The organism is Bacillus sp. z26 (assembly GCF_058313635.1).
Map to the genome: position 1 here is coordinate 907,710 of NZ_JBZFQM010000002.1, position 26,142 is coordinate 933,851.

The 26,142-nt window shown below is 36.2% G+C and carries 23 protein-coding genes and 1 riboswitch; of the genes, 8 read left to right on the forward strand and 15 right to left on the reverse strand.

Annotated features, from left to right (window positions below; genetic code table 11):
• Nucleotides 1-104: 104 nt before the first annotated feature.
• Entirely contained in the window at nucleotides 105-269 is a 165-nt protein-coding gene (locus AC4G3K_RS09630; RefSeq protein WP_491076395.1) for a hypothetical protein, read from the reverse strand.
• Nucleotides 270-557: 288 nt separating this feature from the next.
• Here AC4G3K_RS09630 and AC4G3K_RS09635 point away from each other — a divergent pair, with 288 nt between their 5' ends.
• Entirely contained in the window at nucleotides 558-1,058 is a 501-nt protein-coding gene (locus AC4G3K_RS09635; protein WP_491076394.1) for a universal stress protein, read from the forward strand.
• Nucleotides 1,059-1,221: 163 nt separating this feature from the next.
• Here the strand turns inward: AC4G3K_RS09635 and AC4G3K_RS09640 are convergent, their stop codons facing one another.
• From AC4G3K_RS09640 to AC4G3K_RS09655, 4 genes are all read right to left on the reverse strand, one after another.
• The gene (locus AC4G3K_RS09640) at nucleotides 1,222-1,686 is read right to left on the reverse strand and encodes a helix-turn-helix domain-containing protein (protein WP_491076393.1); all 465 of its coding nucleotides are present in this window, start codon (nucleotides 1,684-1,686) and stop codon (nucleotides 1,222-1,224) included.
• Between the two features lie 303 nt (nucleotides 1,687-1,989).
• Nucleotides 1,990-2,580, reverse strand: a complete 591-nt coding sequence (gene thiT, locus AC4G3K_RS09645; protein ID WP_491133171.1) for an energy-coupled thiamine transporter ThiT — start codon at nucleotides 2,578-2,580, stop codon at nucleotides 1,990-1,992.
• Nucleotides 2,581-2,693: 113 nt separating this feature from the next.
• Nucleotides 2,694-2,794, reverse strand: a riboswitch (TPP riboswitch).
• A gap of 69 nt (nucleotides 2,795-2,863) precedes the next feature.
• Nucleotides 2,864-4,123, reverse strand: a complete 1,260-nt coding sequence (locus tag AC4G3K_RS09650) for a dicarboxylate/amino acid:cation symporter (RefSeq protein ID WP_491133172.1) — start codon at nucleotides 4,121-4,123, stop codon at nucleotides 2,864-2,866.
• Nucleotides 4,124-4,508: 385 nt separating this feature from the next.
• A complete protein-coding gene (locus AC4G3K_RS09655; protein ID WP_491076390.1) occupies nucleotides 4,509-4,679 on the reverse strand; it encodes a hypothetical protein in 171 nt (56 codons plus the stop codon).
• Nucleotides 4,680-5,153: 474 nt separating this feature from the next.
• On the opposite strand from AC4G3K_RS09655, the gene AC4G3K_RS09660 reads away from it, so the two are divergent.
• Nucleotides 5,154-6,515, forward strand: a complete 1,362-nt coding sequence (locus AC4G3K_RS09660) for a hemolysin family protein (RefSeq protein ID WP_491133173.1) — start codon at nucleotides 5,154-5,156, stop codon at nucleotides 6,513-6,515.
• A 191-nt stretch (nucleotides 6,516-6,706) separates the two neighbouring features.
• On the opposite strand, the gene AC4G3K_RS09665 is transcribed toward AC4G3K_RS09660, so the two are convergent.
• The 3 genes from AC4G3K_RS09665 to AC4G3K_RS09675 all read right to left on the reverse strand — a co-directional run bounded on the left by AC4G3K_RS09665 (nucleotide 6,707) and on the right by AC4G3K_RS09675 (nucleotide 10,389).
• The gene (locus AC4G3K_RS09665; protein ID WP_491077168.1) at nucleotides 6,707-7,759 is read right to left on the reverse strand and encodes an AI-2E family transporter; all 1,053 of its coding nucleotides are present in this window, start codon (nucleotides 7,757-7,759) and stop codon (nucleotides 6,707-6,709) included.
• A gap of 207 nt (nucleotides 7,760-7,966) precedes the next feature.
• On the reverse strand, nucleotides 7,967-9,193 hold the full coding sequence (locus AC4G3K_RS09670; protein WP_491077167.1) for an aminopeptidase: 1,227 nt from the start codon (nucleotides 9,191-9,193) through the stop codon (nucleotides 7,967-7,969).
• A 278-nt stretch (nucleotides 9,194-9,471) separates the two neighbouring features.
• Nucleotides 9,472-10,389 carry a LysR family transcriptional regulator gene (locus AC4G3K_RS09675; RefSeq protein ID WP_491133174.1) on the reverse strand — a complete coding sequence of 306 codons (918 nt, stop codon included), beginning with the start codon at nucleotides 10,387-10,389 and terminating at the stop codon, nucleotides 9,472-9,474.
• Nucleotides 10,390-10,515: 126 nt separating this feature from the next.
• Here AC4G3K_RS09675 and AC4G3K_RS09680 point away from each other — a divergent pair, with 126 nt between their 5' ends.
• Nucleotides 10,516-11,805 carry an NCS2 family permease gene (locus tag AC4G3K_RS09680; protein ID WP_491133175.1) on the forward strand — a complete coding sequence of 430 codons (1,290 nt, stop codon included), beginning with the start codon at nucleotides 10,516-10,518 and terminating at the stop codon, nucleotides 11,803-11,805.
• A gap of 122 nt (nucleotides 11,806-11,927) precedes the next feature.
• On the opposite strand, the gene AC4G3K_RS09685 is transcribed toward AC4G3K_RS09680, so the two are convergent.
• The 3 genes from AC4G3K_RS09685 to AC4G3K_RS09695 all read right to left on the reverse strand — a co-directional run bounded on the left by AC4G3K_RS09685 (nucleotide 11,928) and on the right by AC4G3K_RS09695 (nucleotide 14,932).
• Nucleotides 11,928-12,821 (reverse strand): cation diffusion facilitator family transporter, encoded by an 894-nt coding sequence (locus AC4G3K_RS09685; RefSeq protein ID WP_491133253.1) that lies wholly within the window; start codon nucleotides 12,819-12,821, stop codon nucleotides 11,928-11,930.
• A 158-nt stretch (nucleotides 12,822-12,979) separates the two neighbouring features.
• Complete coding sequence (locus tag AC4G3K_RS09690) at nucleotides 12,980-13,918, reverse strand: magnesium transporter CorA family protein (protein ID WP_491076386.1); 939 nt, start codon at nucleotides 13,916-13,918, stop codon at nucleotides 12,980-12,982.
• A 513-nt stretch (nucleotides 13,919-14,431) separates the two neighbouring features.
• The gene (locus AC4G3K_RS09695) at nucleotides 14,432-14,932 is read right to left on the reverse strand and encodes a YusW family protein (protein ID WP_491133176.1); all 501 of its coding nucleotides are present in this window, start codon (nucleotides 14,930-14,932) and stop codon (nucleotides 14,432-14,434) included.
• Between the two features lie 256 nt (nucleotides 14,933-15,188).
• Between AC4G3K_RS09695 and AC4G3K_RS09700 the strand changes: the two genes are divergently transcribed.
• The 4 genes from AC4G3K_RS09700 to AC4G3K_RS09715 all read left to right on the forward strand — a co-directional run bounded on the left by AC4G3K_RS09700 (nucleotide 15,189) and on the right by AC4G3K_RS09715 (nucleotide 19,811).
• A complete protein-coding gene (locus AC4G3K_RS09700) occupies nucleotides 15,189-17,336 on the forward strand; it encodes an MMPL family transporter (RefSeq protein WP_491133177.1) in 2,148 nt (715 codons plus the stop codon).
• A gap of 80 nt (nucleotides 17,337-17,416) precedes the next feature.
• Nucleotides 17,417-18,205 carry a TIGR00266 family protein gene (locus AC4G3K_RS09705; protein ID WP_491076383.1) on the forward strand — a complete coding sequence of 263 codons (789 nt, stop codon included), beginning with the start codon at nucleotides 17,417-17,419 and terminating at the stop codon, nucleotides 18,203-18,205.
• A gap of 432 nt (nucleotides 18,206-18,637) precedes the next feature.
• Entirely contained in the window at nucleotides 18,638-19,240 is a 603-nt protein-coding gene (locus AC4G3K_RS09710; RefSeq protein WP_491133178.1) for a hypothetical protein, read from the forward strand.
• 193 nt (nucleotides 19,241-19,433) lie between these two features.
• Nucleotides 19,434-19,811, forward strand: coding sequence for a GtrA family protein (locus AC4G3K_RS09715; protein WP_491077165.1), 378 nt, complete (start codon nucleotides 19,434-19,436; stop codon nucleotides 19,809-19,811).
• Between the two features lie 131 nt (nucleotides 19,812-19,942).
• Here AC4G3K_RS09715 and glpX read toward each other — a convergent pair whose 3' ends face one another.
• From glpX to AC4G3K_RS09735, 4 genes are all read right to left on the reverse strand, one after another.
• A complete protein-coding gene (gene glpX / locus AC4G3K_RS09720) occupies nucleotides 19,943-20,917 on the reverse strand; it encodes a class II fructose-bisphosphatase (protein ID WP_491076381.1) in 975 nt (324 codons plus the stop codon).
• A 175-nt stretch (nucleotides 20,918-21,092) separates the two neighbouring features.
• Entirely contained in the window at nucleotides 21,093-22,535 is a 1,443-nt protein-coding gene (gene hpaB, locus AC4G3K_RS09725) for a 4-hydroxyphenylacetate 3-monooxygenase, oxygenase component (RefSeq protein ID WP_491133179.1), read from the reverse strand.
• 120 nt (nucleotides 22,536-22,655) lie between these two features.
• On the reverse strand, nucleotides 22,656-23,441 hold the full coding sequence (locus AC4G3K_RS09730) for a glucose 1-dehydrogenase (RefSeq protein WP_491133180.1): 786 nt from the start codon (nucleotides 23,439-23,441) through the stop codon (nucleotides 22,656-22,658).
• Between the two features lie 21 nt (nucleotides 23,442-23,462).
• Nucleotides 23,463-24,314 carry a GRP family sugar transporter gene (locus tag AC4G3K_RS09735; RefSeq protein WP_491133181.1) on the reverse strand — a complete coding sequence of 284 codons (852 nt, stop codon included), beginning with the start codon at nucleotides 24,312-24,314 and terminating at the stop codon, nucleotides 23,463-23,465.
• A gap of 458 nt (nucleotides 24,315-24,772) precedes the next feature.
• On the opposite strand from AC4G3K_RS09735, the gene AC4G3K_RS09740 reads away from it, so the two are divergent.
• On the forward strand, nucleotides 24,773-26,050 hold the full coding sequence (locus AC4G3K_RS09740; protein ID WP_491133182.1) for an MDR family MFS transporter: 1,278 nt from the start codon (nucleotides 24,773-24,775) through the stop codon (nucleotides 26,048-26,050).
• Nucleotides 26,051-26,142 lie beyond the last annotated feature (92 nt).

Sequence of the window (26,142 nt, forward strand, 5' to 3'; positions counted from 1 at the left end):
ATTTCCCTCCACTTATAATCAATTAAATTTATATGTATTTTTACATATTATACACAAAAAATAAAAAAACAACTGATAGACAGTTGTTTACCTTCACTCTATTTTCATTTAATAAACTCATTATTCGAGGCTTCAATTTCCTTATGCAATATCTCCATATACATATAAACAATTTGCTTTACTTTAACATCTGCTCCCAAAACATCCAAATGAGTTAAGCATTTTTTTATAATAGGGTGAATACCTTGGGGTTGTTTATCTTTGAACATCCACATCACCTCTTTTTTCTATAACACAAGAATACAGGAAATTTACCGGTATGACCACTGGTCTTTTGTCATATTTATCTAATTATCGATTAGTTTAGAGATATCGTACAATATAATCGTTTTCTCCAGCAAATTAAGTAAAATCAGGTCATTTGATACTTTACACTTATTGCTACAGAACAGCATCTTATAGGCAGATTGATACAGAGATACATGTAATATGTTTCCATCCATCTGATTTAGGATAAATAATAAAGGAGAGAAAAAAATGGAAGGGACTGAATCTATATGTTCAAACATATATTAGTGGCGTTTGATGGCTCAGATTCGGCAAAATTAGGTTTATCAATGGGACTAGATCTTTGTAAGAGTAATGAAAACTCATTGTTGTCAGTTGTATATGTTTATGAGGAAACTAATGAGGCCTCTATTCCAGATGAAACATTTGTCACTTCCAGCAATGCACCATTCTATGCAGACTCCAGCCAGGGTCAAACCATCTTATCAGAAAAGAGTCATCTAATAAACAACAGCACATCTACGAGTACTCAGCTTGAGGAAATTGAAAGATATGTAAACAGTCTTGAAGATAATAATTTGATTCATTCACATTTTGTTGTACTCGAAGGGGACACGGATGATATGATTCTCCAATACGCAGAGAAAGAAGGTGCCGATTTAATTATTGTCGGCAACAGCAGCAGTTCCGGCCTTCGTAAATTATTCCTTGGAAGTATTTCCGAAAAAATTATAAGTAATTCCAATTGCCCTGTTTTAGTCGCTAAATAAAGACTAAATGTACCTGATCCTACTAATATGACCTCCTGCTTTTCTGCAAAGAAACAGGAGGTCATCCATTTGCCTTCTCAAATCGAAAACTCCTTAAATTAAAAGAGACATTCCAGGAAAACTTCATTCATATGTACCGCAGGAATCTCTCTTATTCCAAACATTATGATTGCAGAACTTTATTGACTAATTCTTTAAATTTACTATGGACATCGTTTTCATTTAATGAGCTATAAATCCGGTATTGATCCTCGTCCAGAATCCGGTAGTGTTCACTTATCATATTTTGCTGCAGAACATACCCTCCTTCAAGCAGAATATCTTTCCACCATACCTTGCCGCCAAGCATTTTTTCTTTTCTGTAATCAATTCTTTCTCTTGAAACCGTTTCAATAACTTCGAGTGGATCCCCGCCAAATAATGTCTGCACAGTTAAGGTTTCACGAAACAATGAAACGACAGCCACAACAGTTGTCCAGCTTGCTTCATTGCGTTCCTTTTCGATCTGCACCAATGTTTTTTTGGAAATTCCTATTATTTCAGCCATCTTGTCTTGTGTATAATCAACCTCCACACGGATTAATCTCATACGTTCAGATATTAGACGAATAATCTCATCCTTACTCATAAACATCCCTCTTCCCATCTATAAATTAATATTTTATACTCTCCACAATCAATGTTCACTACTACTATTATAATAGAAATAAATGGAAAAGAGGTACTATAATGTATATATTTACTAATTTTTTTATATTCCCTTGTTCTTCTTCCTAAAAACCTACTTAGAATAAAAGTAAAGGTCAAAAGAACCAGTCTATACTAAAAATAATAATTCATTAAGAATAGAGAAATAGTACACAGTAGGTATAAGCGAAACACAAAAAGGCTCTCAATGATGTTGAGAGTCCAGATATAGTGATTTATTCATTTATGAATGATGTGCGGGCTTTCTGAGGATGACTCGCGGTGCGGCAGCAAATAAAAGCATCATAATAAATCCGCTAACAATCACACTTGGCAACATGTAGGATAAATTATACAGTAACGAAAATACAGCGACCGATTGGCCATCGGCCGAACCAGAACCAAAGAACACGATTCCGGCAATAAAATGAGCGATAAAACGCAGAGTACTACCGAGTAAGATTCCCATTAGGACCATACCAGAAGTTTTCAAGTCCTTCTTTCTAATTCCTTCTCTTTCAACATACTTAAACACAAGTCCTGCTAAGCCAACTACCGTATAGGCAACAATATAATCAAGGAGCCCTTGAATAGGGTGCATGATATAAGCAGTTCCTGATAATATTTGCAATAGACCAAGCAGTAATCCAGTTGTTACACCCCCTTTGACACCCCAGCGATACGCCATTAAAAAAACAGGTACCATAGCAATTGACACGCTTCCTCCCTGCGGCCATAAACTGAAAGACAGAACACTGGCCAATAAATCAAAGATAAATGCCAAAGCAGAAAAAACAGAAATCTCCACCATAAATAATAATCGGTTGTTTCTCATTGTACTTCCCCTTTCTATCAAGAGTTTTGAATAGTCATCTCAAGTCTTGATCGGGCATAAACAAAATACAAAAAAGCAATGCGCGCACAAAATGGCTCGCATTGCTTACATTTACATTCATTCAGCCACATTCCTACGCTAGTGTTAACTAACAGGTTCAAAGGGTCAGAACTCATTCGTTCACTCTCAGCCACTGGCTCCCCTTGTGGAATACTATTCATTTCTTACATCGTACTAATTTTGCCATCTATAAGCAAGCATTTACTTTTCAAAACTAAACTAATTAGGCAGTCATTTCTTCTACTTCTATTTCTGATGCTTCATTTTCCCTTTCTTCACGTTTCTTTTCAGATTCAGCAATGATAAGGGCACAGGATGCATCTCCTGTAATATTAACTGCTGTTCTAGTCATATCAAGTAAACGATCAATACCCAAGATCAATCCTACACCTTCAACCGGAAGGCCAACCTGTCCAAGAACCATGGTCAGCATGATTAATCCCACACCTGGTACTCCCGCTGTTCCAATACTTGCAAGAACAGCTGTTAATATTACGGTAATTAATTGCGTCATCGTAAGTTCCACGCCATAGGCTTGGGCAATAAATACAGTGGCAACCCCTTGCATGATAGCTGTTCCATCCATATTAATGGTAGCACCAAGTGGCTGTACAAAACTGCTGATGCTTTTTGGTACTTTTAACTCTTTTTGTGTAAGCTCCATAGCTACCGGCAAAGTTGCACTGCTCGATGAAGTACTAAAACCTACTGTCATAGCTGGGAAAAACTTCTTGAAAAATTCAATTGGATTACGTCTCGCAAATATTGCAATGGCTCCCCCATATGTGAAAATGGTATGAATCAGCAATGCCAATAGAACGACGATCATATAAAGACCCATATTTCTAATAGCTGGGAGACCCTGATTGCCAATAGCAGTTGCTATCAAGGCAAAAGTCGCATACGGTGCTGCTTTCATAATAAGGTTAACTAAATACATCAGTACCTCATTACCTTGCTCCAAGAGGTTAATAATACCCTTTGTTTTCTCACCAAGAGCCGTAATGGCAATCCCAAAGAAAATAGACATTACAATTACTTGGAGCATATTTCCTTCAGCCATCGCCTGAATTGGATTCTTTGGAATGATATTAATGAGAGTTTCAGAAAAAGAGGGGGCTGTAGTGGCTGTATATTCAGCCGAGGCAATATCAAAATTACCTCCATTCCCTGGTTTAATGACTAAGGCAAGGAATATACCAATTGTGATGGCAAATGCAGTTGTAGACAGGAAATAAAGAATTGTTTTACCACCAATCCTGCCGAGTTTTTTAGGATCACCCAAACCTGCTGTACCCAAAGTGATTGAAATGAGTACAATCGGGACTACTAACATTGTGATGGCATTAATAAACAGATTGCCAATTGGTGAAAATGCTACAGTATTTAAGATTTCAAATAATTGAGGTGAAAAAATATTAAGAGCTAATCCTACAATCGCACCAATAAATAATCCTAATATAATTCTAATTGTAAGGTTCATAGATGCCCTCCTTCAATTTTTTATATTATCAATTTAATAATCCTCCCTAATAAGGAGGATTTATCAAAAGTACATCTAACTAATCAGATGCATTTTTTATTATTATAATATAATAATAGTAGATTATTCCTAAGATGACAATGGAAAGAATTACAGGAGGGATTTATGGTGTTACTGAGTCTTAATTTGAGCTAAATTGGATCTAAGAACGATGTAGGAAATAATAATAAGTATCGTATTTCATGGGATATTTTTTCTTAGTTCTCTTTATATATATATAACGAACATTTTCCATTTTCAACAACTCATCCAAAAAAAAAAGACGCAATATATACGTCTTTTCGGAAAACAGCTTGCCGTTTATCAAGTTATATATATATTATAATTAATGATTTTTTAAATCTACTTGCTTCTTGTACTCTGATGTATTTTCAGCCATTATTTCATTACCCAGAACAAAGGGACCTGAAATAAACACATTCGTAAATATTTCATTACGCGATTTTGTCTTTTCAATGATTACTCCCTGCACTTTGAATTTAGATACGATATCCACCCACACAGTCTCCACCTCTATTTTATACTAATCGATACACATATACCCATGCCGTCAACCCTCAAACCTGAATATGAGCATTTTATTTGACATATACAAATAAATATATTTCATATCGAAAGTATATGTATATAGCACTATATTTATGTTATCTATGAAAATAATTCCACTCTTTAAATTTTACTAAATTACTGAAAAAAAGATAGTCCCATTTTTCATTTTGGAGAAAATACAAGTAACGAATAAATTGGGATTAAAAACAAATGCTATTCATTTGAATATTTAATATAATGGTTAGTAATAACTCTTTTTCCAATACTTCTCTTATTAATCAAGGGGTGATTTACATGGGAAGTTGATGGCCAAATACATTCATATTATCGATATTATAAATTTAACCGATTGAGCTAAAACACCAGCTAATTACTACAGGAGGTGACTCCTTGACCGTCATAAACGGTTAAAGGAAATTTATTGGACATATGGAATTTGGTTTTTATAGCCATTTTGATTGCGTTAACCGCTTTTTTTGTTGCATCGGAGTTCGCAATTGTTAAAATTCGATCTTCACGGATAGATCAATTACTGGAAGAAGGAAATCAAAGGGCAATTAGTACAAAAAAGATCATTACTAATCTGGATGAATACTTGTCTGCCTGTCAGCTCGGAATAACGGTTACAGCACTTGCACTTGGCTGGATAGGTGAAGATACATTTGCCTCTATCATATCTCCGTTCATGTCTATATTGTCATTGCCGGATACCGTTTCGAAAACCCTGACCATCATTCTGTCTTTTATGTTAATAACATTTATTCATGTAGTTATTGGTGAATTAGCACCAAAGACTATTGCCATTCAAAAAGCGGAAGCAATTGCTCTTCTTATCTCTAAGCCACTTATGACGTTCTACAAAATAATGTATCCATTTATTTGGGCGCTTAATGGTTCCGCCAGACTTACTGCAAAATTAGTCGGGGTCGAACCTGCATCGGAACATGAGATAGCACATACTGAAGAAGAACTGCAAATTATTCTTTCTGATAGCTTGAAGAGCGGCGAAATCAACCAATCTGAATTTAAATATGTAAATAATATATTTGAATTTGATAACCGAATCGCTAAAGAAATTATGGTACCACGAACAGAAATGATTTCCTTATCAAAAGATAACCTGGTAAAAGATTTTATTGATGTATTTCATGCAGAGAAATTCACCCGCTATCCGGTTATTGATGGGGATAAGGATCACATCATCGGATTAGTGAATGTAAAAGAAATACTGACAGATGTTGTCCAGCATAAACAGGTTACAACGGTTACTTTGGAACCCTATATCAGGCCTATCATCCGTGTTATCGATACATTTCCAATTCGTGATTTATTAGTCAAGATGCAATCCGATCGCATCCACATGGCCGTTTTAATGGATGAATACGGCGGAACTTCAGGATTGGTTACTATTGAAGATATTGTAGAAGAAATTGTTGGAGAAATCCGCGATGAATTCGATGCTGACGAAGTACCTGAGATTCGTAAAAATTCAGATGGTTCCTATATCATTGATTCAAAAGTATTACTGAGTGAAATCAATGACTTACTTGGCACTGATTTAGACGATACCGATATCGATACAATAGGCGGATGGGTGCTAACTGAAAATTATGATGCTAAGCTGGGGGATACTGTCGATCTTGGGAGCTTCGAAGTTACCATCATTGATATGGAAGACCATCATATACGCTATGTTGAAATCAAAAAAAAGGTTAGCGAGTTTCAGCTTTTAGAAGCCTCGCATAAAAGTATCGTCAAGAACGATAACGTACTGTTCTCCTAAACACAAATGAACCATTTTTTAAATACTGGACTGTACCTTCAATTAGGATAAAATTACTTAATTGGAGATGCAGTCTTTTTAATTTATGTCATCTATCTCAAGACCGCTACAATAACCTGCAATCATTTAAACAATAATGTACTTTTTTAGGTAATAAAAAAGCAGAACCCCTATCAGGTTCTGCTCTATAGTCATTCGGTTAGTACGGTTGTTTTTGTCTTATACAATTTATAGAGCCTTATAATATTTTGGGAAATCGTTTTTACAACAGCATAGGTTGGGACGGCCAATATCATCCCCATTATGCCTGCTAAACTTCCGGCAACCAATAAGATCATGATAATGGTCAGCGGATGAATATTAAGTGATTTCCCAATAATTAGTGGAGATATTAAATTTCCATCTAATTGTTGAACAACTAAAATCACCACAATAACAAAAATAGCTGTTAAAGGAGACTGAAATAAACCGACAACCACTGCAGGTGCAGCACCAATAAATGGACCTACATATGGAATGATATTAGTAACAGCAAGTACCAACCCCAGTGTCAGGGCATATGGTAAATCCAAAATTAAGAAACCGATAAAACAACTGGCACCAACAAAAATACAGACAACAATTTGTCCCTGTATATAACTTGCTAATGTCTCAGAAGTTTCGTGAATGATAACCATACCTTCTTTTCTAAAAGAAGCTGGCAAAAATCTCATAATCGCATTTGGAAGCTTATTTCCATCCTTCAGCATATAAAAGAGGATGAACGGTACTGTTATGATAATTAATGTCAAATTCGTGATAAAGGAGAAAACGGCCGAGACTCCAGTCGTGATATTCTTTGTCACATTTGTTGTAAATTCAAGCAATCGGTCTTTTAGTTGGTCGATTTGCACAAAATCCTGTTGGATTACATACTTAACCAACGGGGAATCAGATGCGTCCTCAATAATTTTTATAATATCATCGATAAATTTTGGAGTATTGACGACTAAATCCGTTATTTGCTCTGAAACAACCGGTCCAACTGTTGCTCCTCCAAATATGAATAAACCAATCAGAGCTATGTATAGTATCAATATTCCTATGATTTTTGGGATTTTACGCTTCACCATAAATTTTAAAAACGGATTTAACAAATAAAACAAAAACCCTGATATTAAGATTGGAAAAAAGAGCGTAGAAATGAAGATTCCAATTGGGTTAAATAAAAAAGAAATTTTTGTGCTAACAAAAATGACCAGCATGATCAATAGAATTTCCAATGTCCAAAAATGTAATTTTGATTTCAATTATATCCTCCTCTCCTTATATTCGTTTATTGACCATTATATCTCATTTATCAACCGAAAAAAACATTTCATAATCCAAGCAGACAAAATGGCAATCAGCAAGCTCTTGCTTGCGATACAAATAAGCCGGAACAGTTAAGCTCCGGCCTACTCTACAGCTAATTAGAATGCCCAGTTTCCGTTTCGAAAAATAGGTTCCATAGTTCCATCTGCCAATTCTCCATCAATGTCCATTTCAGCTGATCCAATCATAAAGTCTACATGAGTAATACTGATGTTTACACCATTTTTAGCTAATTCTTCTTCATTCATCTCTTTGCCTCCTTCGAGACAAAAAGCATAGCCTGAGCCAATAGCTAAGTGATTGGAGGCATTCTCATCAAAGAGCGTATTATAAAATAATATATCCGTATCGGATATAGGAGATTGATGAGGTACTAATGCAACTTCCCCAAGGTAACGTGCTCCAACATCAGAATCAATAAGATTCCTAAGGACTTCTTCTCCTGTTTCAGCCTTTACATCCACAATTCTTCCTTTTTCAAACGTTAACGAAAAGTTATTAATGACATTGCCGCCATAGCTTAAAGGCTTCGTACTTGTAACCGTTCCATTTACACCTTCTTTATAAGGAACTGTGAAAACTTCCTCCGTTGGCATATTGGCCATAAATGGTACACCTTGGCTATTCACACTTCCTGCTCCGCACCACTCATGCTTATCAGATAGTTCAATCGTTAAATCCGTTCCAGGAGCTTTATAATGAAGAGCTTTATATTTTTTTGAATTTAAATAATCTGCTTTTGTTCGCAAGGTCTCATCATGCTCTTTCCACGCCGCAACTGGATCTTCACTATCAACGCGGACAGCTTTAAAGATAGCATCCCAAAGCAAATCGACACTGTTTTCTGACTCTGGGAAAATTTTATCTGCCCAATCCTTGCCAGCTGCAGCTGTTACACACCAGCTCACTTTATCAGATTGTGTGGCTTGTCTAAATTTATTTAATGCTGTTCCTGCTGCTTTTTGGAAGTTAGCAATTCGTTTTGGATCAATACCTTTTAATAAATCAGGACTTTGAGAAGTAATAGATAAGAAGGCCCCTCCCTTTTCTACCAAAGTCTCACGTTGAGCCACAATCCATTCAGGAAATTCATTAAAGGCTTCATCGGGAGCCAATTCATATTTAATACGGCTAACTTCCTCATCCCCCCAATCCACATATACATGTTTGGCACCAGCTTCGTATGCATGTTTGACAACTTTTCGTGTTAAGGGTGCTGATTCTATTGAAGATGAAATAATTAATATTTGTTCATTTTGAATATTGACGCCAACTTTCACAATCAATTCTGCATATTTGTCTAATTTTTGCTCAAAATTCATTATTTCCAGCTCCTTTAAAACATCATTCCCATTCGTTACTATTTTACCACGGCCTTTTAAAAAGAACAGATGAAGAGATTTTCTCTTCCAAAAATTATAAAAACAGTAGACATTTCCTTATGTTCTTTAGCCAGTTCATCGAAAAAATAGTGTCGTCATACTTCTTCCTGTATAATATCCTTCATCTTAATCATTACACTAAATCACCCGGCTATGGAGTGATTTAGTGTAATGATTATATTTTGTCTCGATTACCACTACTCTTCTAGAGATGTCTAACATCACTTTATACTGCTGCCTTCTTCATCAGTAACAGGACTTTTCTTTGTCTCTTGCTTGATCATATGCAAGAAATTCTCCACTGTTTTTGCCAAGTATCTTTCTTTTGACCATATAACACCCACCGTGGATGTTAAATCTTGTTCTTCAAGCTGATAGCTATATAACTGGTGCATATCATATGTCTTTACAACTGATTCCGGCACGACGGTGACCCCGAATCCTTGCTTTACTAATTCGAGTAATAGCTTAATGTCTGAGCATTCACTCTTTACAACAGGCTTTATGTGCAGCCGCGAAAATTCACTGACGATCATTTTATAGATTCCCAGTCCTTCATTGCTTGGCAGAATTAATGGTTTCTTACTAATACTCTTTAATGAAACAATCGGGTTGGGACCCTCTATTTTTTTATCCGTCAAATAAACAAATGGCTCCGTTTTAATGGGCAATATATTCACTTCATGAGATTCAATTGGAAAAATAACATATCCAATGTCAAGTAGCCCGTCCTTAATCATTTTTGTCAGTTCCACAGAATTACCTTGATAAATGGTGTAATAAACATTTGGATATTTTTGATGAAAGTCATTCAGATAACCAGCCAATTGATGATCAGAAAAGGTGTTTACTCCTATGCGGAGATTACCGCTTAATCCCTCCACCATTTCTTTCGTTTCCGTTATCATTTCTTCAAACACTCGGATGATATCTACAGCTTTTTGATAGAGTGAGACTCCAGTCTGAGTTAATTCAAGCGTGTTTCCTTTCCTATTAAAAAGGATTACTTCCAATTCTTCTTCCATCTTCTTCAGTTGTTGACTGAGGGGTGGTTGGGCCATATGCAATCGTTTTGCCGCTCTAGTAATTTGTTTTTCTTCCGCAATCGCCACAAAATAACGTAACTGTTTAATATCCATTTCCTTGCCCTCATTTCTACAGTTATATCAAAAAGATATACACATAATACAAAATAAATATTTTTCATATACTTAGCACAATGATAGCATAGGAAGGTAGCTTTTTAAAAAGGAGAACGACACAAGATGGAAAAATTATTTAAATTGGATGCTCACGGTACAACAATAAAACGTGAAATCCTTGCTGGCTTTATATCTTTTATCACCATTGTTTACATCATAATTGTCAATTCTAAAATCTTATCAGAAGCCGGTATTCCATATGACGCAGCTATGATTGGCACTATACTTACCTGCGTATTCGGCTGCATTATAATGGGACTGTGGAGCAATTCTCCCATCATTCTCGTCCCGGGAATGGGGATTAATGCGATGTTTACGTATACAATCGTAATCAATGGTGGCTATAGCTGGCAGGAAGCTCTTGGAATTGTTTTTCTTTCAGGCGTGTTTTTTATGCTCATTGCTTTTACGCCATTGGCTAAAAAGATTATTGATGCAATCCCGCACTCCTTAAAAGTAGGAATTACTGTTGGGATCGGAATTCTATTAATGTTTATCGGTTTTGAGCAAAGCGGAATTATCGTTTCCTCCCCTGAAACCATGGTTGCTCTTGGAGACTTAACAAATGCAGAAACCTTGTTAACCATTCTTGGTCTTATAATTACCTTTATTTTATTTACTCGTAATGTCCCGGGGAATCTTCTAATCAGTGTTGCTATCATTACCATTCTGGCCATTATCCTTGGAGTCGTAAACCTTGATGAATTTGAATGGACACAACCATCATTCAGTGCGTATAAAGAAGTTTTTGGAGCTATGTCATTTAACAATTTCTTCTCAGTTGGTTTTCTGTTAACTGCATTTTCACTGGCAATGGTTGTAACCTTTGAAAATATTGGTTTGATTCATGCGCATAATGCATCTATCAAACAGCCTGAAAAAAATAATAAAGCTCTTAAGGCTAATGCTGTATCCGTCCTTACATGCGGAATATTCGGCTCAAGCCCTACTGTTGCCACTGTCGAAACAGCAGCTGGAATCACAGCAGGCGGACGAACAGGATTAACAGCTGTCACAACAGGTTTATTCTTTTTAGTTTCACTGTTTTTAATACCGGTTATAAAAATCATTCCGAATGCGGCTATATCCCCCATCTTAATTTTAATAGGGGCATTGATGATCCAAAATATTGCGGAAATTGATTTGAATGACTTAACCGAGAGTTTTCCTGCTTTATTGGTCATTGTTTTAATACCATTGACATTCAGCATTGCAAATGGAATGGCTATTGGTTTCATCGCTTATCCATTGATCAAGTTATTTTTAGGTAAAAAACGCGAAGTTTCTGCTCCGCTTTATATTATCGCTCTATTATTCACACTCAATTTTGTCTTTCAATATACTTCAATTTAATGAATAAGCAGGACAGGCTATCCAAGCACCTGTCCTGCTTATTATTTCCTATTAAATATTGAATGAATGAATAATATAGGAAAGAAGGCCAGTTTACAAATAAGATGTAAACTGGCCTTCTTCTATTCAGGGAAGTATGGATTTAAATGTATGAGAACTTCTTCTACATGATCGAATTTTTTCATCAGAGCGTACTTTATCTCCCTGGAAAGATCATGACCTTCCTTAATCGTTTTATCCTGGTCGATTGAGATACGAATATCCATCATGATGTAATGGCCATGCTCCCGTGCCCTAATGCGATCAATCCGTCTGACTTCCTTAAAACTAAGGATGACGGATTCGAATTCCTTCATCATTTCCGGTTGTACATTGCGTTCAATCAAGATGTGAAAAGCTTCTGTTAACATTTCTTTTGCAATCTTGAATATTAGATAGGCAACAAATATACTTGCCACTTTATCTCCATACATGAGAAAGGGAATTCCCAGTTTATCGCCAAGATATGATACTAATATCCCGATTGCAGCAGCCAGCGAAGCAACAATGTCTGCCTGGTGATCGTAAGCCACTGCTTCGATGGCTTTACTGTTTACCCGTTTGCCAACATTCATTGAATATCGGAATAAACATTCTTTCGCAACATATGAAAATAAAGCAACCCAGAAGGCAATCATACTTGGCGTTTCAACAGGATGGAAAAACCCTGCTATACCTTCGTACACAATATATACTGATACTAATAATAACAAGATTCCAATAACTCCGGAAACGATTACCTCAGCTTTACCATGTCCATATGGATGCTCCGTATCAGCCGGTTTATTTGAAACTTTTAGTACCAATAATACGATAACCGCCGCAAAAACATCAGCTGCCGAGTGAATCCCATCTGCAAATAACGCATCACTGCTTGCAACTATCCCAATTGCGATCTTCCCAACAGTCAGAATTATATTGCTCCAAATACTAATCCAGGCAACCCTTTTTGCCATCGACTCTCTAAGTTCCAAAATAATTCACCCCATACTTATTACACCTATATAGAAAACCTTCTATGAAAAGTGTAAAAAAAGTTAGCAATACCATACGCAAAATAATATTTTATCTTTTTCATGAAAGACACTCAACATATTTAGCTTGCCCCAAAAAAAAGAGATAGCTTTTGCTATCTTTAAAAGTATCTCTTTTTCCAAAAAATAATGGTTGTGATTGACGATAATAGTAAGGCAACACAAATCACACCTATAAACGCATAAGGGTTATTTTGAAAAGGTAAATTAACATTCATTCCATATATACTGGCTACTATAGTAGGGAATGACAGAATAATTGTTATGGAAGTTAAAAACTTCATCACTATGTTCAGGTTATTTGAAATAACCGAAGCAAATGTATTCATCATACTTGTTAAAATAGAGTGATATGTTTCTGCCATCTCAATCGCCTGAGTGTTTTCAATAATAACATCTTCTAAAAGATCCTTGTCTTCTTCATACATTTTTAAATGATTTAATCGCAAAAGCTTTTGCAAAACAATTTTATTTGATTTTAAGGACGTGGTGAAATACACCAAACTTTTTTCTAACGAAAGGAATGCATATAACTCTTCATTTTTCATGGACTGATGCAATTCTTTTTCAATATCGTCCGTTTTACGGTTAATTTGTTTCAAGTATCTTAAATAATAGCTGGAAATATGAAATAAAATTTGTAGAGCAAACCGTGTTTTTTTATACGTATAGAATCCCTTCATTTTTTTATTAATGAAGTCAGTAATAATTGGATTCTCAATAAGCGAGATAGTGATAAAACACTCATCGGTTACAATCAGACCAATTGGAAGAGTTTCATAAAGTGGAAATCCTCCATCATCATACGTAATATAGGGAAAGTCCACAATAATTAATATATGATTGTCTTCTCTTTCAAGCCGCGAACGTTCTTCATCATCCAGCGGGTCTTTAATAAAATCTTCAGGTATATCCAAACGATCCGAAATTAACTTAATTTCACTTTCGCTGGGGGCAACCATGTTTACCCAGCATCCTTTTTTTAATTCATCTATCTTTTGTAATTTACTAGTTGTATCTGAAATATAATATTCTAACATAATTTAACCTCCTCTCATTATGAGGAAGCAACAACTCTTTTTAAAGGAATGACGATTATCTTTCCCCACCTATTATAAAAAGTACTGTTGGTTTCCTCAGGCAAGCTCGTGTCTGGGTCACCCGAATCGTAGTTACTCAATAATCTCAACTCCTTTGCGGATAGTTATGCCTCTTACATCTTATACCTAACATTCAAAGCTGTGCAATGGGAATTTAATGATTCATGAAAAAAGAAGAACACAGGAGTCTTGCTATACTTCTTTATCAATCGTGAGCATTTATATTAGATGATCCTTCACTGTTCATCTTTCAACATTTTTTAGTGAAACTCTTCCTCCAATCTTTTTATAAAAAGGTAGATTTCCATTCTTCATTCCTTTTACCCTACCCTTCCTTATTATTTTCATAACATTATTTAAAAATATAATAGGATGTGAACACCTATTTGTTGATCTAGTTGTGAAAAAAAACAAAGCATCCCCTTTATCATACCTGAGGGATGCTCTGTTCAACTATTTGTTATTTCTATACTCTTTTTCCGTCCCGTCATTGAATGTAATATCCACATCAATCACCTGATAATTATTATCTAATTCAAACGCTGAAATAACTTTGGATAGAACATCATCCTGTGATGTATTAGCATCAATATCTAACTTTTTAAATATTGGGTCTAAGCGATCAACGGCATCATTGCCTTTTACTCTCTCGTTATTGAGATCATCTTCAATCGAAGCTTCTACCCCTTCGTTATCATTTTCGTAGCTAGCCTCATATTCTTTATTATTGTCATATTTCACTTCAATATCGAATTCTCTAAAAGAGTAATCTGATTCTTTCATGCCAGAATTATTAGTACCCGTGTTATTGTCTGTTGCTGTATCATTCTTGTTGTTTTCTGTTGATTGATTGTCATTTGTTTGTTTATTTGTTTGCCCGCCATCATCATTATTGCAACCAGCTGCAAAGATCATGAGTACACACATACAAAGGATAAGTGATAATTTCTTCATCTTGTTTCCTCCTAAGTTGTATTATGAAGCATTTATTTTAGTAATCCCCCATTTCAACAAAAAATACACCTCTTCTTTTTATTTGCATGAAAGATAGTACCTCTATCCTTGATACAAGTTAATCCACCCTACCCATTAGGTAAAATAGAATGAGATTAATTTCTGTATATTGGAAACTAAAGTGAGGGTAAGACCTTTGTCCTTGGGGTATATAGGATTATGGCAGATATCAGAACTAAACAAGGAGGTTTATAGAATGTTGTATACATATCGTAAAATAATCTTGTCGATTTGGATTATTTTCACTCTGGCACTGGGGTTCTTTGCTCTTAAAATGCCCGGAATTCTTCAAGGCAGCGGTTTTGAGATGGAACAGTCCTCCTATGCTAAAACGAACGAATTATTAGAAGAAAAATTTGACCAATCAGCTTCTCCCTATATTATCTTATTTGAGAATAAGGAGAATCTGAAAGAAAAAGATTTTAAACAAAAAATTAATACTGTATTAAATGATGTAAATGAAATTGACGGGATAAGCTCAATTGAGTCACCTTTAGAGAATAAATCACAATATAAAAAGGAGATAGCCTATGCCTCTATCTCTTTTGATGAAGACAAACATGAACCGAAAGATTATATTAAAGCTCTAAAACAGAAAATAAGTGATCAGGATGTTTTGATTTCTTTGACAGGCACTCATGTTATTGAAGAGGATATGAACAAGGCTTCTCAGAATGATTTAAAAAATGCTGAGATGATTGGAATTCCGGTTGCCATGGTTGTATTGTTACTGGCTTTTGGAGGGCTCGTCGCTGCCTCCATCCCGCTTATGACCGGAATTGTTGCAGTTGTCTCTTCTATGGGAATCATCTATTTTATAGGGACTAGTGTGAATCTCTCTGTATTTGTTCTGAATGTCGTTCCCATGATTGGGCTAGCTGTCAGCATCGATTTTGCGCTTCTTTATATCCATCGATTCAGAGAAGAAATTGAACATCATGAAGTTAAGAAAGCGGTAAGCATTACAAATAGAACCGCTGGCAAAGCAATTGCTTTTTCGGGAACATGCGTAGTTCTCGGGCTTTCCGGAATGTTTTTCATTGATATTGATATATTCCGCAGTATCGCAGTCGGCGGTATCGCAGCTGTTTTCATTTCCGTGATTTCAGCCCTCACCTTCCTTCCAGCTCTATTAGGAATTATCGGCAAAAACATCAACAAAGCTATGATTCTAAAAACAAAAGCGAACTCTGACAGTAAATGGAGGAAATTCGCAAACTTTGTAATGAAGCGCCCAGTAATTACATCCTTGACTGCCTTACTCATTTTAATTGTTGTCGCAACGCCTATTCGTAATATTGATTTAGAAATACCAGATGCTGAATCATTACCATCTGATAGTCAAACAAGAATTGCTTATGAGAAATTCGAAGACTCTTTCCTTCCAAGTGATCAGTCGAATGTACCTATAGTTTTGGAAGCAAGAAATCAAGAGGACATATTATCAAAGGAATCCCTTGAGAATATAGAAACCTTTATAAATAAACTAAAGGAAGATGAACTTGTCGATGAGGTTGATTCAATTTTTACTTATACAAACACAAAATCAGCAGATGAGTTATATCAAACCTTACAATCTGAAGAGGCTAGTGAAAAATTGGCTCCAGTTCTCGAAAAATTAGTGAACGAAGATACTACCCATATAACCGTCAAACTTGATGCTGCATACAAAACTGCCAAAGCTAAGGATTGGGTTCGAGAGGCAGAGAATCGTGACATTCATCCAGAGCTGACTCATACGATTGGCGGTCAGGCTAAATTTACACAGGAAATTTTCGATGAAATACTGGAGCAGGTTCCTAAGGGTTTATTACTGACTATTGTGGCTACCTACTTAATTTTATTAATCGCATTCAGGTCCGTACTCATACCGTTTAAAGCCATTCTGATGAATATCTTATCCCTTGGGGCTGCATTTGGGATCATTGTATGGATGTTCCAATATGGGAATTTAGGAGTCGAGCCTAATCCAATTGCCCTGATGATTCCGATTTTAACGTTTGCGATTGTTTTTGGATTAAGTATGGATTATGAAGTCTTTTTAATCTCGCGTATCCAGGAAATATATTTAAAAACTGGAGATAACGATAAAGCAACCCTTGAAGGTTTAACAACAACAAGCAAAATTATTACCTCGGCTGCCGCCATTATGATTGCCGTTACTGGCGCCTTTGCCTTCACAGATATTGTACCGGTCAAACAAATTGGGGTCGGCGTAGCGTTGGCTATCTTTATTGATGCCACTCTCGTTCGTATGGTCCTTGTTCCTTCACTCATGAAACTGCTGGGTAAATGGAATTGGTGGTTCCCTGGACAGAAAAAAACAAAAAAAAGCATTGATTAAATAAACATCAGACTCGCACCCTTGCCCACTATACATTAAAATTCAACTGAAAGGATTTACCAATTTGGAGGTGTCCCACAATGAACAACCATGAAATTGATTACAAGATTTATGGCGACGATATGCAATTTGTAGAAGTGGAACTGGATCCGAAAGAAACTGTAGTAGCTGAAGCTGGCAGCTTAATGATGATGGATGACCAAATTCAAATGGAAACCATTTTTGGAGACGGTTCTTCTTCTCAATCAGGAATGATGGGCAAATTATTCAGTGCTGGAAAAAGAGTTCTGACTGGTGAAAATTTATTCATGACAACTTTTACGAATGAAGGAACTGAGAAAAAACATGTATCATTTGCAGCTCCCTATCCTGGAAAGATTGTGCCTTTGGATTTAAGTGAATTGGATGGAAAAGTAATTTGCCAAAAGGATTCCTTTTTGGCAGCTGCCAAAGGTGTATCAGTAGGTATCGAGTTTCAGAAAAAAATAGGGGCTGGCTTTTTTGGCGGGGAAGGCTTTATCATGCAAAAACTTGAGGGTGATGGCCTGGCTTTCGTGCATGCAGGAGGTACTCTTCATCAAAAAGTATTGGCTCCAGGAGAAAAAATACGGGTGGATACTGGCTGTATCGTTGCCATGACTAGAGATGTCGATTACGATATTGAATTTGCCAAAGGAATTAAAACTGCCTTATTTGGCGGGGAAGGCTTATTCTTTGCCACACTGCAAGGTCCAGGAACAGTTTGGGTGCAATCACTTCCCTTCAGTCGCCTTGCAAGCAGAGTATTTTCTGCTATGCCTTCAAGAGGCGGATCAAGCGATGAAGGAAGTATGGCAAAAGGACTTTTTGATATGTTTAATGGGAAATAAAGAAATAGCAGTATAGGAGCCCAATAGAATTTTTCTATTGGGTTTTTTGTAATTATTTTTTATTTATTTTGAATAATATGGTAATTTAAATTAGAGGAATAATTAATGGATTACTTACTTCGAGAATTACAATTGCCCTTTAAACAATCTCCCTTTCTTCTGTCCTTAGTCTTTAAAGTACACATTTAGGAAGTAAAATTACAACCGTGCTCCAGCCTTTCCTTGTTCCAAAATAAACTAGTTTACCTATAGTAAGGGGTGAAGTGTTGATGTCCATTTATTCCTTATTCTTTATGATTACCCTTCCTGTCCCTGTCACTGATGCATTTAGAAGAGAAGTTCATCCTTCTTTCTAAGCATTAGAAGAAAAAATCAAGTTTAATGTGTTATAATTATATTAATATAATAAATTTTCTGAAAAGGTGATGAGTTATGAGTATCTTGAATAAGTTTCGTCCTACCAATCCCACTGAAGAACTTCTTTTCAAAGCACTTGATGCTGATGAAAATACTGATACGGAAACAATCATCCAACTTTTAGAAGCCGCCTTACAATCAGACACAGATAAAATGCCGAAGAGGGTAAGTAAGATGCTATTCCCTGCAAAAATTCTTTTGGCTGACCAATATATAGAAGTAAATAATCTGCAAAAAGCCAGAGAAACATTTAAATCTGCCTTATCACTGGCTAAAACAGATATGGATAAAATGCATGTGCATGAAGCTCTTGGAAAGATGGAGTACTTACTAAGTGATTATGAAAAATCAGCAAGCCATTATCTTAAATCATTGCATTACGCCTCTAAACACACATCTGAAGATGCGATGAAAACCGTTCATTCCCATTTATTGCATCAACTCGGCCATGTATTACTTGATAACCATCGTACCATTACAGAGGAACAAAAGAAGCAAGCAGATGAATATCAAAAATATTTGCTGAATCAGCCAAATGCCTATAACTTAACGAAATTAAATTTTTATCGGGACATTGGGATGGATTGGTGGAAGGAATTCCATCTATTTAACAATTAAATAAGCCAGACTAAATATCGTCATTACAGTCTACTTGGATTTTTATCGAGATGATTAAATTGTCTCGTCGCCTTGAATTCAGTTTTGAATGGTCAGTTGTTTCCAGTACTCTTAAAATGGAATTTTTAACCTACCCCTCGAATCGAGTATAATAATAGGGCAGGAAAAAAGTAGAGAAGGCTGGTTAATATTGATGATTTTACTTGAGAAGGAATTTTGGAAATTCAATATAGTTGGAATCGTTAATACGATTAACTATTATATCTTGTATTTAATATTTAAAGAGGCTGTTCAGATGGACTATCTATATGCCCATTTATTTGGTTTCTTTATTAGTATGATTGGCTCCTTTTACCTGAATTCCTTTTTTACATATCAGACAAAACCAACTTTAAAAAAATTTCTAAAATTCCCGTTAACCTATGCCGTGAATATTACAGTGTCAACCCTTGCCATTTATATTCTGGTTCAGTTACTTTCTATACATGAGAATATTGCTCCGGTAATTGCTACAATCACTGCAATTCCATTTACCTTTGTCATATCAAAAATGATTCTTGCCAAGGATTAAATCGATTTGTATTATCCTGAATAATGACTTGGATTTTAAAGCATCATTACAATTCTTTTTTGGCACTTTAAATAAAATAATCCTATAAAAGCAAATACACCGCTTTTATAGGATTCTATTCTCAGAAGCTTTTACTGATGTTGCGTATGGATGAATTTTATATTTCTTGTATCAGCGCCTACCAGTAATAAGGAGTGGGTACTCATTTTTCCACTCGCTAATTTCTTTACTCCATTCAAAAACATCCCATCGGTAATGGCCGTTGCAGAGAAAAGGCAATCATCTGTGCGGACAATTTCATCCAACTCAAAAATTTGGGTTGGATTTTCAATTCCCATCTTTATGCAGCGATCATATTCTACTTGATTCATCGGTACTAGCTGTCCTTGGAAATCCCCACCGAGACATTTTAGTGCTGTCGCCGTGATGACACCCTCTGGAGCTCCACCTGTACCTACAAGCATATCAATCTCCATTCCATCGATTCCGGTTGCTATAGCACCTGTAATATCTACATCAGAGAATAACTTCAACTTCGCACCAATTTCGAGAACTTCTGCCATTAATGTATTATGCCGGTCACGGTCCTGAATCATAATGGTTAGTTCTTTTACGTCTTTCCCCAGTGCTTTCGCAACTGACCGCATATTATCTTTTAAGGAGGCATTCAGATCAATACACCCTTTTGCACCTGGCCCAACAGCCATCTTTTTCATATACATATCAGGAGCATGAAGCAGACTTCCACTTTTCGCAGCAGCCAGCACAGCCATTGAATGATTTTTCCCTTTAGACATTAAAGTGGTCCCTTCCACTGGGTCAACCGCAATATCAATTGCCGGGCCAATGCCGCTTCCTAGCATTTCATTTATATAAAGCATCGGTGCTTCATCCATTTCACCTTCACCAATTACGACTCTTCCACACATATCAATTGTGTTCAAATGGTGCCTCATCGCCTTTGTCCCTGCACCATCCGCTTCGATTTTATTTCCTTTTCCTATCCAGGGATATGAAGCAATGGCTGCCTGTTGTGTAACATGCAGTAACTCTTCCGCAATTTGCTGTACGGTGTGTTTCTTACTCGTATACTTGGTGAATACCATAATCAACTTCCCTCGTTTAATAGTATATTTACACCTATCCATTTTAGAATCCATCTATGCCAATAAACAAGTTCATAATTTTGGTAATACTATTGCGAACAGGAATGGATTTGATTGTGAAGGAAATGCATACAATAATAAAGACAGCTATCTTTACAGATAACTGTCCTATCACTCAATATTCACTTAAGAATTGATCAACTAATTTAATATAATTTTCTTTTGGGTAACCCATATAAAGTCCTGAAGCCAATCTTACTGCATCTCCAAAGAAAAATCTCTCATAAAGAGATTGCCTCGTTCCAAAGGCACTCATGGACATATCCCATGCCAACCGAAAAATCTTCACTTTTTCTTCAGCTCCAACAATCGCTCCCTGTAAATATAGATCAAGATCCGCTCCAACTTCTGACGAAAAATCCGCTTCTGTTGGAATGGCCATAAGCCCACTTGCTCCGATTAATTGCAGGATTTCTATACATCTTGGATACAAACGAGCAAATAATAAAATGGCTGCCTGCAACGGATTCGCATCGGGTACCATTGTTCCCCACTTATCTACTTTAGCATTCAACTCTGATGCCAAGAGCAAAGCCTTTAAAGATTCCAAGCCTACATATATTTCACTGATTTTTTCATGTATATGCTGATACTCCCCCACCTGTATGGAGTCGATCATCTTTTGGGCAACCCCCATAATCATTTCCAGCTTGATGATTCTTCTACTTGTAACCTGATGGACTGCCAGTAGATGCCAGCTACTTTCCAGATAAATTTTTTCAGCTATGTTAGGATTCTCATAAAACAGTACTCTGTCCCAAGGAACCAGCACCTCATCAAACACAACAATTGAGTCTACTTCATCAAATCGGGAACCAAGCGGATGATCATAAGCCGAATCCCGATAGCTAAACGGTTCTCTGCCTATAAATTTCAATCCCGGCGTGTTGCTTGGTATAGAAAAACCATAGGCCAAGTCTTTATTATGTCCGGCGCCATTTGCAGGAAAGACAAGTATTTCATCCGTAATTCCACCCTGTGTAGCTAAAAGCCTGGCACCATTTATAACAATCCCATCATCTTTTATTCCTGTAGTCTGTGCTGATATCGTTTGTGTGAAATTTTCAATGTAATAAGATGAGCGATTTACTTGTGGATTGATAAATGTATGAGTGAATGTTAAATCTTGCTCGCGTGCATTCTCAAATATCGTAAGCATGTTTTTGGTGAAACGTTCATCCTGCTCTGAAAAAATAGTCGCTGCAGATGTAAAGGCCATCATCACCGTATTCATATAATCAGGTGATCTTCCCAAAAATCCACCATTCGATTTAGCCCATATTTGTGTCATTAATCTTCTTTTTTCTAAATCCTCTTTTGTTTTTGGTTCCAAGAAAGAAGTTCCAACCAAATTACCAGTAACAGGTGAGCGAAATGTCATGATATCCTTATTGGATTCCTTTAACTGTAAATCATATAACCCAGCCTGACTCTTCATGACTCCTTTAAAAGCTTGATGTTCAGAAATTTTTCCATTCACTTTTTTTCCATCTATCCATATCACAGCATGAAGATCATCTATTTTTTTAATGTATTCTGATCCAGATCGTACCGGCATATCACAACCACCCTTATTTAATCAGATACACTAGACTATGAACATACCTATCCAATATATGTTCAATTCTCTATAAAATATCCAAAGGGCTTGCTTTTCATTTCAAATGTATAAGGTGCGTTACCCTTTACCTGCCTGGAAACCTGGATATTGTGTCATTCCACCATCCACAAATAAACTTAATCCTGTTACATAGCTTGCCTCCTTCGATGCAAGCCATACTGCACAAGCCGCAACTTCTTCAGGCTTACCGATATATCCCATAGGAATGAGATCAAGGACTTGCTGCTTTGCTTTTGGATCATTGAATTTTTCTTCATTAATTGGTGTATTGATGGCTCCCGGACAAATATTATTTACACGAATTCCTTTTGGTGCATATTCTAAAGCAAGAGTTTCACTCATCAATTTCACTCCGCCCTTACTAGCTGCATAGTGAACAAAATGAGGCCACGGAATCTGCTCATGAACAGATGACATATTAATGACAGAACCTTTTATTTGATGGTCAATCATATACTTGATTGCTTCTCTGCTTCCCAAAAAACATCCGGTAAGATTAGTAGAAATAACTTTATTCCAGTCTTCCAAACTTAATTCATGTGAAGGTACTTCATTTTCCATCCCGGCATTATTAATCATGACATCAAGCGTTCCAAACGCCTCCACGGTTTCTTTTATTAATCTCTTAACATCCTCTTCTTTCGAAATATCCGCTTGAACAGTAATTGCATCCCCACCACAAGCTTTAATCTTTCGAACGATCTCATCTAAATCCTTTTTAGTCGATCGATAATTAACGACTACTTTCGCTTTTTCTTCTCCAAAACGGATAGCCATAGCCTTTCCAAGCCCTTTACTCGCTCCCGTTATAACGACAACCTTACCTTCTAAATCTTTATACATTGTTGTTTCTCCTCTCAACTATTATTTTTTCGTATATCCTAATAAAACTCCTCCGGCAATAACAAGGAAACATCCTGCGATTACCATCATTATTCTTTTCTTACTTTTTTTCTCTCCTAATAAGAATATCCCGCCAAGAGTAGAGATTACGATACCTGTTTGAGATAATGAATAACTCGTAGCTACACCGATTTTTGGCACTGACAGGAGAAGCGCAATATTACCTGTAGCCCAAACAAGGCCAGATAGCATATTACGAATCGAATACTTATTAAATGCACGCTTCCAAAATGATATTAAAAGACCGACAGATAGCATCCCTGTTGCCTGTGGAAGTATAGCTGACCACCCATCAATTTCATACCATCTTATTATGACAACATAGCCTATATATCCTAAAGACGATAATATCAACGTGATCATGCCTTTTTTAAACTGGTTTCCTTCTTCATCGCTATCATTACCAACTGAATTAAGAACCACGCCAGCAATTAAACAGCACAGAGCGACTATTCCAATGGTAATTTGAATCTTTGTACTCCATTCATTAAAAACTATAAACCCGAATAGAGAAGTACCAATTAATTGCATACCCGTTGATATTGGCACTGTTTTAGAAACACCTATATACTTGACACTTATAAACTGTCCAGTTTGTCCGATTGCCCACAATCCACCTGAGATTATACCGACAATCCAAACCGTTCTATTAAACTCGGGATCAGAGAAAAACAACATTATAATAGCAAAGAAAAATGCTCCCATTGTAATCCCCAATGTTTGACTATATGGATTACCACCAAGTTTCACACTAATTAATACTAAACTGCCCCAACATACTGCAGCTATTAACGCTAACAAAATTCCCGACATGTATATCCCACTTTCTACCCTTTTAGTATCTTTTTACTTTTGCATAGCTATAAATTACCCCTATTTACCTATCAAGAAACGTTAGGCTGATTTCCCTATTAATCTTTTACTGATTTCTGATTGTTTGCTTATCATGTAAGCGTAGTTATTCATGATTAATAAATGGTCAAAATACTTATTCTTTAGAATCGATACCTCTCGCTTTGTTATGGGTAATTTCTATTTTAAGAAGGAATTTGAATTGAAATGGGAATTAGTAAATTTTTCTAATAACAGGATTGATTAATTTTAGCTTTTTTATCCGTCGAAAGTCGTTTGTCCCATCTAAAAAAGCCAAGGTAATCTTTTTTAAAATATAAATCAATATAGTGTTGGAATATTCATTATTTTCAATTTTAATATTGCAATATTATTAGAATGGTATAAAATTACATAATGGGAAATGGGAGGGTTTATGCATGGGGTTTAAACAGTTTCACCGTACGATTAAAATACGGATTATAGAGTCTTTTTTAAGTTCAGCCATTGGAGGTATGGTTTTTCCATTCATGGCAATCTATTTATCTTCACATTTTGGGGTAAAAAAAGCAGGACTCTTATTGCTGATTAATGTGTTTGTCGGAATAGCCATTAATTTCTTCGGCGGATATTTTTCGGATAGTTTTGGCAGAAAAAAATTAATAGTCTTTGCTGAGTCCCTGCGGTTTTTGGCATTCTTGACCATGATGATTTGTAATTCACCTTGGTTTACAGAACCACTGATCACTTTCTTAATGATGACCGTCAATAGTATTTGCTGGGGCTTAGCCGGACCGGCAAATCAAGCAATGTTGATTGATGTCAGCCGCCCGGAGGAACGTAAATCGATGTATACAATCATGTATTGGGCAAATAATCTTTCCATTGCCTTTGGTGGAGCCATTGGCGGCTTTATGTTTAGAGAATACTTCTTTGAATTACTCCTCGCTCTATCTTTTGCTTCATTAATGGCATGGACCTTGATTACATTCTTTATTGATGAAAGCTACATACCTGACAGAACTGACAAGAAAACATCAACCCAGCATGTTAAACAATTATTCTTAAATTATTATTCTGTTTTCCAAGATAAGATTTTTGTCCTTTACGTATTAGCAGGTGTCTTTGTTCTATCTATGGAATTTCAATTAACAAACTATATGAGCATTAGACTGTCTGAAAATCTGCCTATTCAAAACTTATTCGGACTTGAATTTGGCGGAATCGAAATGGTTGGATTCCTGCGTACAGAGAATACGATTCTCGTCGTCATATTGGCCCTATATGCCACAAAACTTATTTCAAATTTAAACGATAAAAATGTATTAATCACTAGCTGTATTATCTTTGTGGGTGGTTATGCCGTGATTTCTTACTCCAATAATATCTGGCTTCTGTTCGGAGCAATGCTGATCGCAACCGTTGCTGAAGTATTGCGTGTGCCTGTCCAGCAAAATTATATGGCTAATTTACCGCCTGAACATGCAAGGGGTTCCTATTTAGCAGTAAATGGTATGACCTATAATGTCTCTAATTTAATTTGTTCTCTAACCATTACACTAAGTGCCTATCTTTCTAATCTAGCCACATCCATTTTTATTACGGGCATTGGTGTAGCCGGCATTCTAATCTTCATTAGAATCATTCCAGCTTTGGATCACAGAATTCATCCTGAAACTGAGTCGGCTAACAAGGCATCGATGAGCATAACAGAATAATTGCAGAACTAACCCGTCTACAACAATAACTGGATTTTTCCTTCTTGAGACACAGAATTTTCATTTTCATTATGTTAAAAAAGCTCAGAGCC